Annotated in this window: 11 protein-coding genes; 9 read left to right on the plus strand and 2 right to left on the minus strand. The window is 48.1% G+C overall.

Annotated elements, in window-relative coordinates:
* The 7 genes from KOO63_10325 to KOO63_10355 form a co-directional block, all read left to right on the plus strand.
* On the plus strand, nt 1–256 hold a 256-nt coding region (locus KOO63_10325), incomplete at its 5' end, for a hypothetical protein (GenBank protein MBU8922200.1).
* Entirely contained in the window at nt 253–1050 is a 798-nt protein-coding gene (locus tag KOO63_10330) for an ABC transporter ATP-binding protein (GenBank protein MBU8922201.1), read from the plus strand. The genes KOO63_10325 and KOO63_10330, both read left to right, overlap by 4 nt.
* Complete coding sequence (locus KOO63_10335) at nt 1043–2071, plus strand: iron ABC transporter permease (GenBank protein ID MBU8922202.1); 1029 nt, start codon at nt 1043–1045, stop codon at nt 2069–2071. The genes KOO63_10330 and KOO63_10335 overlap by 8 nt, the downstream gene beginning before the upstream one ends.
* Nucleotides 2068–2880, plus strand: a complete 813-nt coding sequence (locus KOO63_10340) for a glycyl-radical enzyme activating protein (protein ID MBU8922203.1) — start codon at nt 2068–2070, stop codon at nt 2878–2880. Before KOO63_10335 ends, KOO63_10340 begins: the two co-directional genes overlap by 4 nt.
* A gap of 7 nt (nt 2881–2887) precedes the next feature.
* Nucleotides 2888–5251, plus strand: coding sequence for a glycyl radical protein (locus KOO63_10345; GenBank protein ID MBU8922204.1), 2364 nt, complete (start codon nt 2888–2890; stop codon nt 5249–5251).
* A 23-nt stretch (nt 5252–5274) separates the two neighbouring features.
* Nucleotides 5275–7032 (plus strand): glycosyltransferase family 39 protein, encoded by a 1758-nt coding sequence (locus KOO63_10350; protein ID MBU8922205.1) that lies wholly within the window; start codon nt 5275–5277, stop codon nt 7030–7032.
* A gap of 155 nt (nt 7033–7187) precedes the next feature.
* Nucleotides 7188–9743 carry a hypothetical protein gene (locus tag KOO63_10355; GenBank protein ID MBU8922206.1) on the plus strand — a complete coding sequence of 852 codons (2556 nt, stop codon included), beginning with the start codon at nt 7188–7190 and terminating at the stop codon, nt 9741–9743.
* Between the two features lie 104 nt (nt 9744–9847).
* Here KOO63_10355 and KOO63_10360 read toward each other — a convergent pair whose 3' ends face one another.
* Both KOO63_10360 and KOO63_10365 read right to left on the minus strand, forming a co-directional pair.
* A complete protein-coding gene (locus KOO63_10360; protein ID MBU8922207.1) occupies nt 9848–10168 on the minus strand; it encodes a hypothetical protein in 321 nt (106 codons plus the stop codon).
* Complete coding sequence (locus KOO63_10365; protein ID MBU8922208.1) at nt 10165–10653, minus strand: RNA polymerase sigma factor; 489 nt, start codon at nt 10651–10653, stop codon at nt 10165–10167. The genes KOO63_10360 and KOO63_10365 overlap by 4 nt, the downstream gene beginning before the upstream one ends.
* 420 nt (nt 10654–11073) lie before the next feature.
* Here KOO63_10365 and KOO63_10370 point away from each other — a divergent pair, with 420 nt between their 5' ends.
* Both KOO63_10370 and KOO63_10375 read left to right on the plus strand, forming a co-directional pair.
* Nucleotides 11074–13251, plus strand: a complete 2178-nt coding sequence (locus KOO63_10370) for a protein kinase (GenBank protein MBU8922209.1) — start codon at nt 11074–11076, stop codon at nt 13249–13251.
* Between the two features lie 138 nt (nt 13252–13389).
* Nucleotides 13390–14805: a hypothetical protein gene (locus KOO63_10375; protein ID MBU8922210.1), complete on the plus strand. Its 1416-nt coding sequence runs from the start codon at nt 13390–13392 to the stop codon at nt 14803–14805.
* The last annotated feature ends 478 nt before the right edge of the window (nt 14806–15283 follow it).

Raw genomic sequence — 15283 nt, forward strand, 5'->3', positions numbered from 1 at the left:
CTCTTACCCTGTGGTATCAGCAGAAGGGATGATCTCCATGAATCCCGGGATAATTATCGAGCTGGTCATGCCTGGGTCAGCGGGCGATCTGACTGATAAGGAAATATTGAAAGACTGGACTTCCATGAGATCGGTCGAAGCAGTCCGGAATGGAAGGGTATATATACTGAGGAAAGATTATGCTCATATTCCCGGGCCGAGATTCATCTTCCTCCTTGAGGATATGGTAGAAGTGATCAGGGGTGTGGAAAAGTGAATAAGAGCGTGATCAATATAAATGATGTTACATGTTTCATAGGTGTAGACCGGATACTCGATTCTGTTTCTTTTGATGTATCGAGAGGCGAAAGAGTCTCGATACTTGGTCCTAACGGAGCGGGTAAATCGACACTTCTCAGGTGTGTTATGAGAATACTGCCCGTATCATCCGGGAGTATATCGATAGACGGGACAGACACACTAAGGATGCCCAGGAAGAAGCTTGCATCGCGGGTCGGCTACGTGCCGCAGCACCAGGGAGGCAGCTGTCCTTTTTCAGTGGAAGAATACGTTCTTCTGGGACGCTATCCTCACCTTAGTCCCTTTTCCTTCGCAGGCGACAAGGACAGAGATGTCGCCATGAAAGCCCTTGAGAGAACAGGTATGGGAAATTTCTCAGAAAGGTCATTCGATACGCTCAGTGGGGGGGAACGGCAGATGGTACAGATCGCCGCGGTGATGGCCCAAGGCGTGGAAGTACTTCTTCTCGACGAACCCTCAGTCTATCTTGATCCCGGGCACAGGTCGGGCCTGATGAAATTGCTTTCCGCACTGAACTCGGAAGAAGGTATGGCCATAGTCACCGTCACACACAATATCAACGAGGCAATACTCTCCGGCGGAAAAATGATAATGCTCAGAGAGGGAAAGATCATATTTACAGGTGAACCAGGGCTGGCGATCTCCTCTGGAAAACTCGAGGAGTTGTTCGGAAAACAGTTCGTGTATTGTGAACATCCTGTGACAGGGGATGCTATGGTCCTTCCCGATGGAAGATGGGGAAATGAATAAGAAAATATACATTGTCCTGACGATATGTGTCATCTCCTCCATAGTGACGGTATGTGCTCCCTTCTTTGGTATGGAATCGATCACTCCGGCTGATGTGATAGAGGGTGGAAGCCAGGTCAAGATGGATATCTTCTGGAAGATAAGAGTCCCGCGTGTCGTGTCTGCGTATATCGCGGGAGGCGCACTGGCCCTCGGGGGAATGGCTTTTCAGGCAATGTTCAGAAATCCTCTGGCCACACCTTTTACTTTGGGAGTCTCCAGCGGAGCGGCTTTCGGTGCTTCCCTCTACACTTTGTTCGGTACGACATTTGTATTGCTTGGAGTGACCGGGCAGTCGCTCAGCGCATTTATCTGGGCTCTCGCATCGATAATGATAGTTTACGGCCTTACAAGGGCCAGGAAGGGATTTTCCACAGCGACCATGCTCATTGCCGGTGTCGCAGTTAATTTTCTTTTTTCAAGTATGATATTGTTTATGCAGTATATCAGCGACTTTGATAATTCTTTCAGAATAATCAGGTGGATGATGGGAGGGTTCGGGTTAACTGGATATGGAGCGGTAAAATCGATTCTCCCATTCGTCGTGCCGGGTGTTCTTCTCGTCTTTCTGTTCGCGGATGAATTGAATCTGCTGGTTCTTGGTGAGGAGACAGCCTTGAGCAGGGGAGTCGATGTAAAACGAACAAGGAAGATCCTGTTTTTTGCAACTTCGTTGATGACTGGTGGGATCGTTGCCGCTTTCGGGCCGATCGGATTTGTGGGTATGATGGCCCCTCATATATGCAGAATGGTAATCGGCGCGAACCATCGGTATCTGGCCCCGGTCACACTGATGTTCGGTGGAATGTTTCTCGTCGTCTGTGACACTATTGCCAGGATGTTGATAGCTCCGGCCGAGATCCCGGTAGGTGTCTTGACCGCTCTTCTCGGTGGGCCGTTTTTCCTTTGGCTGCTTATGGCAGGTTTTTCGGAGGGAGTACCCGGAGGAAGAAAGCGGCTAAAAGCATCAAGGAAGAAATGAATAATATGACTATCTCCACTACAGGAAAAATATTCGATCTAAAGAAATTCGCGATTCATGACGGGCCCGGTATCAGGACTACTGTTTTCTTTTCCGGCTGTCCTCTTGACTGCTGGTGGTGTCACAATCCCGAAGGGATCAATAATGACAATTGTGGGAAAGGAGTCCCTGGAAAAAGATTCTTTTCCGATCTGGAAGATTGTTTTACAGGGCCAGCTGTAACCATCGATAATTTGATGTCAGAAATAAAGAAGGACAGTGTCTTTTACGACCAGTCCAGTGGCGGTGTGACCATGTCTGGAGGAGAGCCGCTGATGCAGCCCGATTTCCTCAAAGAATTACTTTCAGCATGTACAGAGTCGGGGATTCATACGACTCTGGATACTTCAGGTTATTCGTCACCTGATATCCTCGCCAGAATAACAAGTGATGTCGATCTCTACATGTTCGATATAAAACTGATGAATGATGAAGATCATATCATGTATACAGGAGTATCGAACCGACAGATCCTGGAGAACTTCAGGATGCTGTCTGCATCGGGGAAGAGGATTTGGGCCCGTGTCCCGTTGATTCCCGGGATCACTGACACTACTGCCAACCTGGATTCGATAGTTTCATTTCTTGTAGATTGTGGTAAAATTGAATGTGTCAGTCTACTTACCTATAACAGGATAGGTGAAGACAAATTCCGGAGAATGGGAATTGAATACAGGCCAGGGCCACTCGAAACACAGAATGACACAAAACTCGATGAGATCAGGGCACTATTCGAAAGAGCAGGACTCGTCGTTTCCGTTGGAGGGTGAAGGTGGAATGAAAGAACGTATCCGACTGCTCAGAGGAAAGAGCCTCGAAGCAGAACCTCTCATATCTATTGAGCGAGCGCAACTCATCACTGACTTCTACAGTAATCACGATGACGGGACGATGTCCATTCCCAGGCAGAGGGCTTCGGCTTTTCGCTTTATTCTGGAAAAAAAGGAGATCCATGTTGATGATGGAGAGCTGATCGTCGGCGAGAGAGGTCCAGGACCGAAGGAGACACCGACTTACCCCGAGATATGTACTCACACGATGAAGGACCTTGAAATTCTCGATACAAGGGAGAAGATAAGGTTCTCGGTGTGTGATGAGGTCCGAAGGATCCAGAGAGATGAGATAATACCTTTCTGGTCCGGGAGATCGATCAGGGACCTGCTTTTCGAGCGGGTGGATGATGAATGGAAGGCTGCCTATGATTCCGGGATCTTTACCGAGTTCCAGGAGCAGAGGGCGCCAGGTCATACCGTGCTGGACGACAAGATCTACAGGATGGGATTCTCCGACCTCCGTGGTGAAATTGCTGAAAACATCGAAAAGTTTAAATCAGGTGATAATGTTGATAAGGAATCCAGACTTGAAGAATTGATGGCGATGGATACCGCGGCGGAGAGTCTTATAATGTTCGCGGGAAGGTATGCAAAAAAGCTCGAAGCCTTATCTATGGAAGAAACTGACAAAGATAGAAAAGATGAGCTGGCAAAGATGGCGTCAGTATGCAGGAAAGTGCCGGAGAACGCTCCCGAGACTTTCTGGGAAGCACTTCAATATTACTGGTTCGTTCATCTCGGGGTAATCACTGAGTTGAACACATGGGACTCGTTCAATCCGGGAAGACTGGATAGACATCTGCTTCCCTTTTATAGAAATGATATTGCAGCGGGCATTCTTGACGAAGAGAAAGCGAAAGAACTTCTTCAATCATTCTGGATCAAATTCAACAACCAGCCCGCGCCACCAAAGGTGGGAGTCACTGCACAGGAGAGCAACACCTACACCGATTTCTGTCTCATAAATCTTGGCGGTGTTGACGCTGAAGGAGATGATGCTGTCAACGAAGTCACTTATCTTATCCTCGACGTTATCGAAGAGATGAGGTTGCTGCAGCCAGGCTCGATGATCCAACTCAGCAGAAAGAATCCTGAAGACTTCCTTCACAGGGCTCTAAGAATCATAAAGACCGGTTACGGACAGCCATCGATATTCAATTCAGAAGCTATCATCGGAGAGATGCTCCGCCAGGGGAAGGATATAGTCGATGCTAGAAACGGTGGGGCAAGTGGCTGTGTTGAGACTGGCGCGTTCGGAAAGGAATGCTACATACTGACAGGATACTTCAACCTGCCTAAGGTTCTGGAGGTCACACTTTTTAACGGTTTGGACCCCTTGTCAGGAGAAAGGCTGGGGCCAGCCACAGGAGAAGCTGGATCTTTCCAGTCGTTCCAGGAACTGTTCGACGCTTTCCGCGTTCAATTAAGGCATTTTGTGGATATCAAGATCAGGGGAAATATCATTATCGAAGAGTTATGGTCTGAAGTGCTTCCGGCACCATTCCTTTCACTCCTTATTGACGATTGTATTGTGAAAGGGCTGGATTACAACTCTGGAGGTGCGAGGTACAACTCGTCCTATATTCAGGGCGTTGGTTTGGGCTCAGTGACCGATTCGCTTGCGGCCCTGAAATTTCATGTATTTGAAAAAAAGGATGTATCGATCGGTAGTATGATGAAAGCGATCAGGTCCGATTTTGAAAGCTTCGATGAATTGAGACATATTCTTCTTCAGGAAAGTCCCAAATACGGTAACGATGACGATTATGCCGATTCGATAATGACTGAAGTATTTAACGAATATTTTGAGGCTGTAGACGGAAGGCCGAACTGGAAGGGTGGGGTATTCAGAATCGATATGTTGCCGACCACATGTCACGTATACTTCGGGAAAGTCACTGGAGCTATGCCTGACGGGAGAAAAGCCGGAAAGCCTCTTTCCGAGGGGATTTCACCCGTGCAGGGAGCCGACAGGGACGGGCCCACAGCGGTTCTGAGATCTGCCGCAAAATTCGATCATATCAAGACCGGCGGGACGCTCCTCAATCAGAAGTTCACTCCTGGTATCTTTTCAGAGGAAAGCGGTATAGAAAAGGTGGGGCACCTCGTTCGTTCATATTTCAGGATGATGGGTCACCATATTCAGTTCAATGTAGTAGAGGCAGACATGTTGAGGAAGGCACAGAAAACGCCTGAAGACTACAGGAATCTGATAGTACGTGTCGCTGGATACAGCGACTATTTCGTCGATCTGGGAACCGAATTGCAAAATGAGATCATTGAGCGCACCGAGCACGGAATCAACTGAGTCCTGCCGGGGCCGGAAAGATTATGAAAGAAAACACCATCTTTTCCAGAAAGATCCCCCTTGACTACGGATCGATCCTGATATTCTTATTGGCTCTCCTTGTCAGGATAGTATACCTCTCCGAGATTCGCTCAACGGTGACCTTTCTGGTCCCCATCATTGATTCCTCGACGTACAGTGAGGTCGCCCGGAATGTCGCGTCGGGAGGTGTTCTGGATCCTCGTCTTTTCTGGCAGGGTTTTCTCTACCCGGTGATTCTGGCTGTCTTTTACAAACTATTCGATTCTCCGCTTTTAGCTGCGAGAATCGCACAGGTAGTCGGTGGAGCGATTACATGTGTTTTAGTCTACAGAACGGGACGTTTGATATTTGACAGGCGAACGGGGCTGACAGCCGGCCTGATAATGGTGTTTTGTGGCCCGATGATATTTTTTGAAATGGAACTTCTTGCTGCTGGATGGGCCGCTCTCCTTTCAATGCTGCTTATAATGCTTTACATGAAGGCGATCGATAAGAGACAGCCATGGGTTTATGCAGCGGCAGGTATTGTCGGTGGGCTGGCTTCGATAGCAAGAGCAACGTTTTTGCCGTATGTCCTCGTGATGACTCTTTTCATTGTGTGGAAAGTTATCAGAGAAAAGTCAGGAATCAAGGGAAAGATCCTGAATGTCGTCCTTATCACCGGGACTGCGGCCATGATTCTGCTCACAGTATCGCTTCTCTCAGAAAAGGCTACCGGACATTTTAGCCCGATACCCAGGGCGGGGTCATTGAATCTGTATGTCGGAAACAATCACGACACCGATGCGACGATGATGATCCGTCCAGGCGCAGACTGGCGGAGGCTTGTCAGGGAACCAGAATTGAACGGATTCATGGATGATTCGGGGCATAGAAGATATTTTATGAACAGATTCAGGGATTATGTTGCGACAGATACGGGGTCTTTCATAGTCGGATTGGGATCAAAGACTCTGCAGTTGATATCTTCGAGAGAGATCCCAAGGAATATCGATATCTACTCGAGCAGGTCGGATTCCAGGATTCTTTCTCTGCTGGTCTGGAAAGTGGGAAGGTTCGGTTTTCCTCTGGGCATAATTCTCCCGTTCGCTTTCCTGGGTCTCATTGCCGGGATCAGAAAGTTTAGCCTGCCGATTTCCCTGTTTCTGGTTGTATATGCCGGCGCGCTCATCCTCGTCTTTATTTCATCCAGATACAGGGTGGTGATGCTTCCGGTGTTGTCTATCATGTCAGCAGCGGGCGGGATCTTTTTCTTCGACTCGGTTAGAGAACGGGAACCGAAGAGGTTGTCAGCTGTGCTTGCAGTGCTGCTGATTACAGTCGTATTGACCACTCTTCCCGGGCCCTTTGTGACAGAAGGGTATCATTACCGAGCGGAGAAACACGCTTCTGCTGGGTACGAACTGGGTAAAGTCGGCAGGTTGCAGGAGGCAGCGGAGCAGCTTGGCGTCGCTGTCGAATTGGAGCCTGAGTATGCTGGGGCACACAGGATGCTGGGAAATGTGCTTAGCCAGTCAGGAAAATATGAGTCTGCACTTATACATTTCAGGAAAGCGCTCGAGATCGAGCCCTCATCGTCTACCACACAACTTTATGTTGCTGTTGCCCTTGCGAAACTTGGAAGAAATAGTGAGGCTCTTGAGTACCTCGACAGGGCAGAAGAAGGAGCTCTTGCAGCGAAGGAAAAGATGCTGTATATCCAGGTCATTAACCTGAGGTCGGCAATTGAGAGATCCGGGAAGGAACCGATAGTACAATGAATCTTTTTCGTTCTAAAATTCGGCGATTATTATCCGTTACAGGTGCGTTCGCAGTCCTATCTGTCTTGTCATGTTCGGACAGCCCATTCGATCCAGGCGAACCAGAACCCGAATCCGGGTGGTCCATTCAAAACCCAGATCTGGTCATCAGGGGATTGAGGGATCTCTCCAGTGCCGGAAATGGAAAGCTGGTATCTGTCGGTACTGGTGGATCGATATACCTCAGCCTGGATGCTGGAGAGGCGTGGAGCGATATATCGTCTCCAATTAACCTGAATATGTATGGAGTGGATTTCCTGGATAACAACAATGGTATGGCTGTTGGTGACGCCGGAAACCTTATAATGACAGACGACGGTGGGCTGACATGGGAGATCATCGATACAGGGATATCAAATACTCTTAACAGTGTTTCGGTCACCGGGGATAGCTGTGCTGTAGCGGCTGGAGCCGGAGGTACGATTTTGAGGATAAATGAGGTCGACGGTGCCTGGGCGACTGAGATTGTTTTTGTGCCGGAGCGTTTCAACGCGATCCAGTCGATCGGTGGGGACAATCTAAGAGCTGTAGGAACTGAAGGCTGGGTATATTCATCAAGGGATGGCGGGAATACGTGGAGACGATCAGATTGTGGCGAGGATGTAGAATTGAAAGGCCTCTTTTTTCATGATACGCAAAATGGACTAGCCGTTGGCGATGCTGGCCGGATATTTATGACGGACAACGGTGGGATATCATGGACGAAGACTCATGACTTCACATCAGTCGATTATCTTGATGTCTGTTTTTTCCATCCTGACAGTGGTGTGGTCGTCGGGACAGGGGGGTCCATGCTCTTTTCTATGGACGGGGGAATGGGTTGGGACGTGATCGATGTCGAAACGGAAAGCGATATAAATGATATTTTCTTTCTTAACAGGTCAAGTGGAGTTGCGGCAGGTGACGATGGCGTTGTTCTATTCTCTGGGGACGGAGGAAGGAACTGGGAAGCCATTTCGAGCCTGGAGGTGACGGAAGACCTGTATGGAGCATATATCGATGAGACAGGGAAGATATTAGTCGCAGGTTCAGGAGGGAAGATTTACGCGAAGGCAGGAACCGGAGCCGAATGGACAAGCGTTACGTCAGGAGTCACGAAGAGTCTTTATGGTCTTTCTGGGAACGGCTCTGGAGAACTTGCAGCCTGTGGGTCCGGAGGTGCTTTGATACTGAGCCATGATGGAGGTTTAACCTGGAGCAGCGCAGGTGGATCGATTACGAAGACTTTTCTCGACATTTCGGTTGATACAGATGGTAATTATACAGCCTCGGGACCAGAAGGGTTGATCGTCGCCTCAACAGATCAGGGTGTTTCGTGGAGGAGGCTTGTTGGAAAGATTGAAAATTATCTGAACGATATTTCTTTCTCGGATTCCCTCAATGGAGCGGTTGTGGGATATTCCGGAGTCATCGCTCGTACTGTGGATGGAGGGGAGACGTGGTTTTTCCAGGAGAGTGGGACGAATGAGCCACTCTTCAGCATCTCGATGATCGACTCGGTCGAAAGTGTGGTTGTGGGAGAGACAGGATTGGTTCTCCATACTATGGATGCAGGGAAAACATGGACCATTCGCCCAACCGGCCTGTCCGGAAGATTATTAGGAGTCGATATAATGGAAGGCCCCTCATGGGCTGTAGTCGGAAAGGATGGCCATGTAGGGATATCTCAGGATAAAGGTGCTACATGGTCGAATATAGACACATTGACTTCAATGGATCTTTATGGAGTATGTCATTCCAGCATCCAGGAAATAATTGTCGCGGGAGAATCCTCGAAGATAATCAAGAGTGTGGATGGCGGAGCAGGTTGGGACGATGTGTCTCTTTCTGTCACCGATGACCTGAATGCCATCGCAATGTATGACCTTGAGATCGCCTTTGCCGCAGGAGACAATGGTACGATAATGAAGACAGGAAATTCCGGGAGCAGCTGGCTAAAGTGCAGTTCTCCCGTGAGCTCTGACCTTTCGTCAATCTTTATTAAGGACGAAAGTACCGTTTATGTCTGTGGCAGAGGAGGATCAATCCTTCAAACAGTGAACGGTGGACAGGACTGGACGGAGCAGGATTCTGGTGCAGGAGTAGATCTGAGAGCTATAGTATTTACAAGCGAGGGTCGCGGAGTCGCGGTAGGTAATTCAGGTAACATAGTCACTACAGATGATGAGGGCTCTACCTGGAATACTATCACTGGTCCCATATCCGAGGACCTGACATCCGTATTTTTTCATGGTGATTCGATCGGGATGGCGACAGCAGTATCCGGGCAGGTGATATTGACTGTTGATCGTGGGGAGAACTGGATAGAGCTCGAAACAGGAATAGCCACTCCTCTATACTCTGTTGGTGCGGCGAACGACAACGTCTGGAGAGCCTGCGGAGAAGGCGGAATGATCATCGGGTCGGATGACAGGGGAGAGACGTGGTCGGTCAACACTTCTCCGACAGGCGTTGACCTGAACAGCGTCTTTTACTCAGTTGAATATCTCTGGTTTGCCGCAGGAGATGGGGGGATGTTGCTGAAGACGATTGATGACGGGATGACCTGGTTCAGGTTGACCGGAGTAACAACTGAAGACCTTAACTCGATATACTTCTTCGACAATCTCGAGGGCAGTGCCGCGGGGGCAGGCGGAACAATTATCAGGACATGGACAGAGGGTGAAAACTAAAGAAAAATAAATATCGTGGACGAATGCCCCTGGATATATTTCCTTGTGGAAAATACGATCAGGAGCATTGCGCCGCAGGCTCAATAGCCTGTCTGAGGCTGTTGTCAGGAACTTAAGCGGAAGAACCCCAGGAGCATCGCAAGTAACGAGATCCCCAGTGTTGTAAAGGCTATGATCGCTCCGATCAAGACCATCCTCTTGAACATTTCGTGTTTTGCTTCCTTGTAAGCTTCCATCTGGTCCTCCTTTGTGAGAGTGACAGGAATTTCTGTCAGTATCCCTGTGTTCGCCGGGTCTTTAACTATTTCCGCTATTTCAGGGTCGGTCTCGATATATTCCTCGACCAGCTTTCTTGTGTCCGAGCTTCCTTCCCCGGAGACAAATAGCGGCAACAGGTCAAGGATCACATCTCTGGTGATCTTCATGATCCTTTTTCCTCCTTTTTTAATCTATCAACGATCAATTTCTTTCTGGCTCTGTGGACTTTGACTTTGGCGGATGAGAGGGATATTCCGAGGACCCTGGAGATCTCATCGTAAGAAAGTTCATGCCCGACTCGCATGATAAAGGCTGTCCGTTCTTTCTCTGGAAGTGTCCCTATCACTCTCAGTACTCTTTGAAGCTCCATCCTTGATTCCGTCACAATATCCGGACCGGGAGATGAGTCGATATGCGTATCTTCGAGTTCGGTGAGATACTTCCCTTTTCTGATATTTTCCAGATGAAGGTTTCTGGCTATTGCAAAGAGGTATGCCATTAATGTATCAGTATGAATCTTTCCATTCCTTGCCCAGGCTCTGACGAAAGTATCTGATGTAATATCTTCAGCTTCATCTTTTTTCCCGCTCAGCCAGAATGCAAAACGAAAAACATCTGCTGAATAATCGGTGTATAGGGTCTTAAAATCCAAATCTGCTCCTCTCTGGTGACAATATGAACGAGGAAGAAGAAAGTTACAATAAATCTTGCTTGAGGGGGAGTTCTGCTTCACAGAAAGACTGCAACGAATACTGGGTTTGATGACATTCCCGGTGCCGGAGGAGGAAATCGAACCCTCACGGTACTAAGTACCGGGGGATTTTGAGACGGGACATCGAGCAATCGCAAATCGTTGATTTACAAATATATATATGGCATCAGATTCTGAAGACGCTTTGGTGATATTTGCCTTTGTTTGTTTATGTTTGAAATGCTCAGGTACAATTCAGGCACATTTTCAACTTTCCACACTTGATTTGACAGTAGTAAATGTCTCTGTTAACATTTCAGAACTATGATAGGGGAAACAATATCTCATTATAAAATAATCGAGAAGCTCGGAGAGGGTGGAATGGGGATAGTCTATCGTGCCGTCGACACGAAGCTCGACCGCGATGTGGCGATAAAGGTTCTGCCAAAACATCTCAGCTCCGATCCCGAGGCGACAAAGCGGTTCATCCATGAGGCTAAGGCCGCTTCAGCTATCGATCATTCCCATATCGGCACTATATATGAGATAGACGAGACGGATGATGGAATCACTTTCATCGTCATGGCCCACTATGAAGGGGAGACACTAAGAGAGAGGATTGACCGCGAGGAGATCAGCGTAGAGAAAGTGCTGGATATAGCATCGCAGATCGCATCCGGACTCTCGAAGGCACACCAGAAGGAGATTGTCCACAGGGACATCAAGCCGTCAAACATTATCATCACAGGCGATGGAGAGGTGAAGATAATAGATTTCGGTCTGGCAAAGCTCACTGGCAGGACGAGATTGACGAAGGAAGCGGGCACACTCGGTACTGCCGCCTATATGTCCCCTGAGCAGGCGATGGGGGAGGAGGTTGATCAACGCTGTGATATCTTTTCCCTGGGCGTGATTATCTACGAGATGCTCACTGGTGATCCACCGTTCAAGGGTACGCACGAGGCGGCCTTGCTCTATGAGGTTGTGCATGAAGAGCCACAACTGATAAGGGATCTTCGCTCGAATGTTCCATTCGAACTTGACCAGGTTGTCAAAAAAGCTTTGGCGAAGGATAAGGATGAACGTTACAAGCGTGCGGGCGATATCCTGTTGGAACTGGATACCATCAAGAAAAAGATTGAATCGAATACCGAGAAGGGCGTAAGCGGCGAAACCGAGGTTATTCCTTCCATTGCTGTGTTGCCGTTCGTTAATATGAGTCCGGACCCTGAGAACGAGTACTTCGGTGACGGTCTAGCTGAGGAGCTGATCAATGCATTTACTCAATTGAAAGGGCTGCATGTCGCCGCACGCACTTCGGCTTTCACTTTTCGGGGCAGGGAAACAGATATAAGAGAAATCGGTAAAAAGCTCGATGTGAGTACCATTCTCGAAGGGAGTGTCCGCAAGGCAGGGAACAGGCTGCGCATTACTGCCCAGCTCATAAATATCACCGATGGCTATCACCTGTGGTCGGAACGATACGACCGGGAGATGGATGACATATTCACGATTCAGGATGAGATCACTACTGCAATCGTGGAGCAGTTGAAAGTGGAACTTATTGGAGAACAGAAAGAGACGATAGTAAAGCGTTCCACCAAAAACCTGGAAGCGTACGATTTGTATCTGAAGGGCATTTACTATTGGAACAAGCTCACACCGGACGGATTCGAGAGAAGCCGCGAGTGTTTCGACAAGGCTATCGAGAAAGATTCACACTACGCACTGGCCTACGTCGGCCTGGCTGACAGTTACTGGATGAGCTCTATCTGGGGAAATTTGTCACCACACCAGACGTATCCCAAAGCACGGGAGGCGGTCAAAAAGGCACTTGAGATAGACGATACACTTGGCGAGGCTCATGCGTCACTGGCAACCATTCATACATTTTATGACTGGAACTGGGAGGCTGCGGAGAGAGAGTTCAAGCGAGCTATCGAACTGGCTCCGGCTTCCTCCTTTACCCGTGTTTATTATTCTTTCTACTTGAATCTCAGAAGGCGGTATGACGAGGCCATCAGTCAAGCCAGAAAAGCACAGGAGCTCGATCCTATTTCCAGCTGTAATGCACATCTTGGACATAGGCTCTGGCAAGCACGCAGGTACGACGAGGCGATCGAAGAGTTTCTAAAATGGCTCGTGATTGAGCCCAACGACTGGTTCTCACACCATCACCTTGGGGAGTTGTATCTGGCGAAATCGATGTTCAAAGAAGCTATTGCGGAAATCGACAAATCTGTTGAGCTTTCCGGTGGCGTTCCCCTGAATGTCGCGCTCGCTGTTATGGCTCATTATCGGTTTGGAGACAAGGATGTTTCCGAGCGCCTCTTCGAGAGCTTGAAGAAAAGGGCAAGCCATGAATATATCCAGCCAATGTGTTTTATCATTATTAATCTGGCTCGTGGAGAGATGGATCAAGCCTTCGAGTGGATCAAAAAAGCTTCTGAGGAGCGTGATAGCTTTTTACCCTGGCATAGAGTGACACCCGTGGATTGCATGAACTTCCCGAACGATCCAAGAGTTGATGAACTGTTAGACCGGCTGGGACTGCCTTGACCAGATGCTTACAGCTGAAAGGCACAAATCCAGGCACAAAATAGGCACAATTGATGTGGAACAGGAACTGCGAAATTCTCAGTGGTAGATTGAAAACAAATATAGTCGTCGTATAACGGAGTGAGATCGGAGGTAATTATGGAAAAAATATTATCGCCAATATTTATTTTCATCGTAGTGCTTATTGGCTGCGCGACCACTTTGTGGGCACAAACGCAAGAACAGGAAGTGGTATCACTGAGCGATTCTATCGGACACGAAATTGACAAAGCGGAGAGAGATATTTATCACCTTTTCCCCGATATCAAAGGGTTCCAATCGGCGCGAATTGTTCGAGTGTCACGTTCAAAGTATCGATTGGATTATACTTGCGAGGATGTGGCAGGGCTTAAACATAAATCCAGAAATATTTCTGCTGATGCATTGGAATTGACCAGACTCCACGTTAAGTTGACGGAGGATTATCATAAGACTCGGCTTTCCAGTGCGATTGATCGAGAATTGGAAGCCGAAATATTGTATCGGATGGCTTTAAAATACGCCTCTCAAGCCAAGTACAACATGTCCTCAAGACTTTTCGGTGATTTGCTCTTGGATTATTCTGAAAGCAACCAAGCTTCAGAGGTCAAGGAGTTTCACGCTAGTGCTGAACGGTTATGGAAGACGAAGAAAGCGTTATTTTGGAAAGGTTCGTTACTGGACCAGAGTGGACGAACCGAGGTTCTGATTTTTAGTGGTTATTATGGTTTATGGTTGGGTATTGCAATCCCCGTATTCCTGGAAGCGGAATCTCCTCAGGCTTATTCTGCAGGACTTCTCCTCGGTGGTCCCCTATCCATACTAATTGCCCATGGCCTAACTAAAGAAGCGAGAATTAACAAGGGTAGGGCGGCGATGATCTCTCTTGGAGGCCATCTGGGGACTTGGCAGGGAATCGGATGGGCCGCTATGTCGGATTGGGACGGAGAGGATGTTATCGGCATGGGTGTACTAGGGGGGGTGGCCGGTATAGGTGCCGCAACACTTATGACGAGAAAAATTGATTTCTTAGAGGGGCATGCCAGGCTCACCAGTTCGGGCTTGCAATGGGGTGCATGGTTTGGGCTTGTTTTTGGGATCATTGCCGATCACGACGGAGACGATCTATTGCGAGATATGCTGATTGGAAGTGATGTGTTGATTCTGGGCACTGCCATCACGATGAAGGATGTACGCATGAGTAAGGCACGGGTTAGACTTATAAACTTGGCCGGTGTCCTCGGTACAGTTTTTGGCTTTGGTATCGACTTGCTGGGCGAGGTGGATGAGGAATCCACCGCTTTTGGAATCGCCGGACTGGGAAGTGTGGCTGGTTTAGCAATGGGTAGGCACCTTACCAGAAATCTTGACAAGGGGAAAGATCTGTCACTGTTAAAAATGGATAATTCTCGCCTTTGCTATTCTCTTAAGAAGGGAGAGAGGACGTGGTCGGTTTCTCCGAAGTTATCATTCAAGAGGCACCCATCTCATAAGAATAAGCTCGTGCCTTTTATCGGTTTGCAGATTGATTTCTAGAGGATATTTGCCAGATTTCTGAGAATATAGCCCGAAACAGTGCATAACATAGAGGATATTCGGTTCTCAACTATCGAAAAATATGCTGAAGCCATATTGGATTATTCACGATTCTGTTTCCTTGGATATATGGGCCTGAAGATACTCATCCCATAATTTGGATATTGAGTTATTGTGTGCCTGTGGCAATCATGGCATTGATTATGGTCATTGGATCATCAAGGTATGAAAAATAGTATTTGGGACCTATCATATCCAACAGCACATAACAGAGGCATTTGCGCACTCGGCTGGCTTCACCTTGGGTGATGGATATGATTTCCAACAACGTCGATTAGTCAGAATTATTTCTTTTAGGTACAAATCCAGGCACAATGGATTCCCGGAGCACATAGCAAAATGGATCAAGCATCGCGCCTAATCCATTGAAAAACAATGGTGCCGGAGGAGGGAATCGAACCCTCACGGTACTAAGTAC

It is taken from the genome of Candidatus Latescibacterota bacterium (genome assembly GCA_019038625.1).
In the GTDB taxonomy this organism is placed as follows: Bacteria; Krumholzibacteriota; Krumholzibacteriia; order Krumholzibacteriales; family Krumholzibacteriaceae; genus JAGLYV01.

Coding starts and splice junctions, on each gene's coding strand:
- KOO63_10335 (MBU8922202.1), top strand. CDS start 1,043: ATGAATAAGAAAATATACATTGTCCTGACGATATGTGTCATCTCCTCC.
- KOO63_10340 (MBU8922203.1), top strand. CDS start 2,068: ATGAATAATATGACTATCTCCACTACAGGAAAAATATTCGATCTAAAG.
- KOO63_10345 (MBU8922204.1), top strand. CDS start 2,888: ATGAAAGAACGTATCCGACTGCTCAGAGGAAAGAGCCTCGAAGCAGAA.
- KOO63_10350 (MBU8922205.1), top strand. CDS start 5,275: ATGAAAGAAAACACCATCTTTTCCAGAAAGATCCCCCTTGACTACGGA.
- KOO63_10360 (MBU8922207.1), bottom strand. CDS start 10,168: ATGAAGATCACCAGAGATGTGATCCTTGACCTGTTGCCGCTATTTGTC.
- KOO63_10370 (MBU8922209.1), top strand. CDS start 11,074: ATGGGGATAGTCTATCGTGCCGTCGACACGAAGCTCGACCGCGATGTG.
- KOO63_10375 (MBU8922210.1), top strand. CDS start 13,390: ATGGAAAAAATATTATCGCCAATATTTATTTTCATCGTAGTGCTTATT.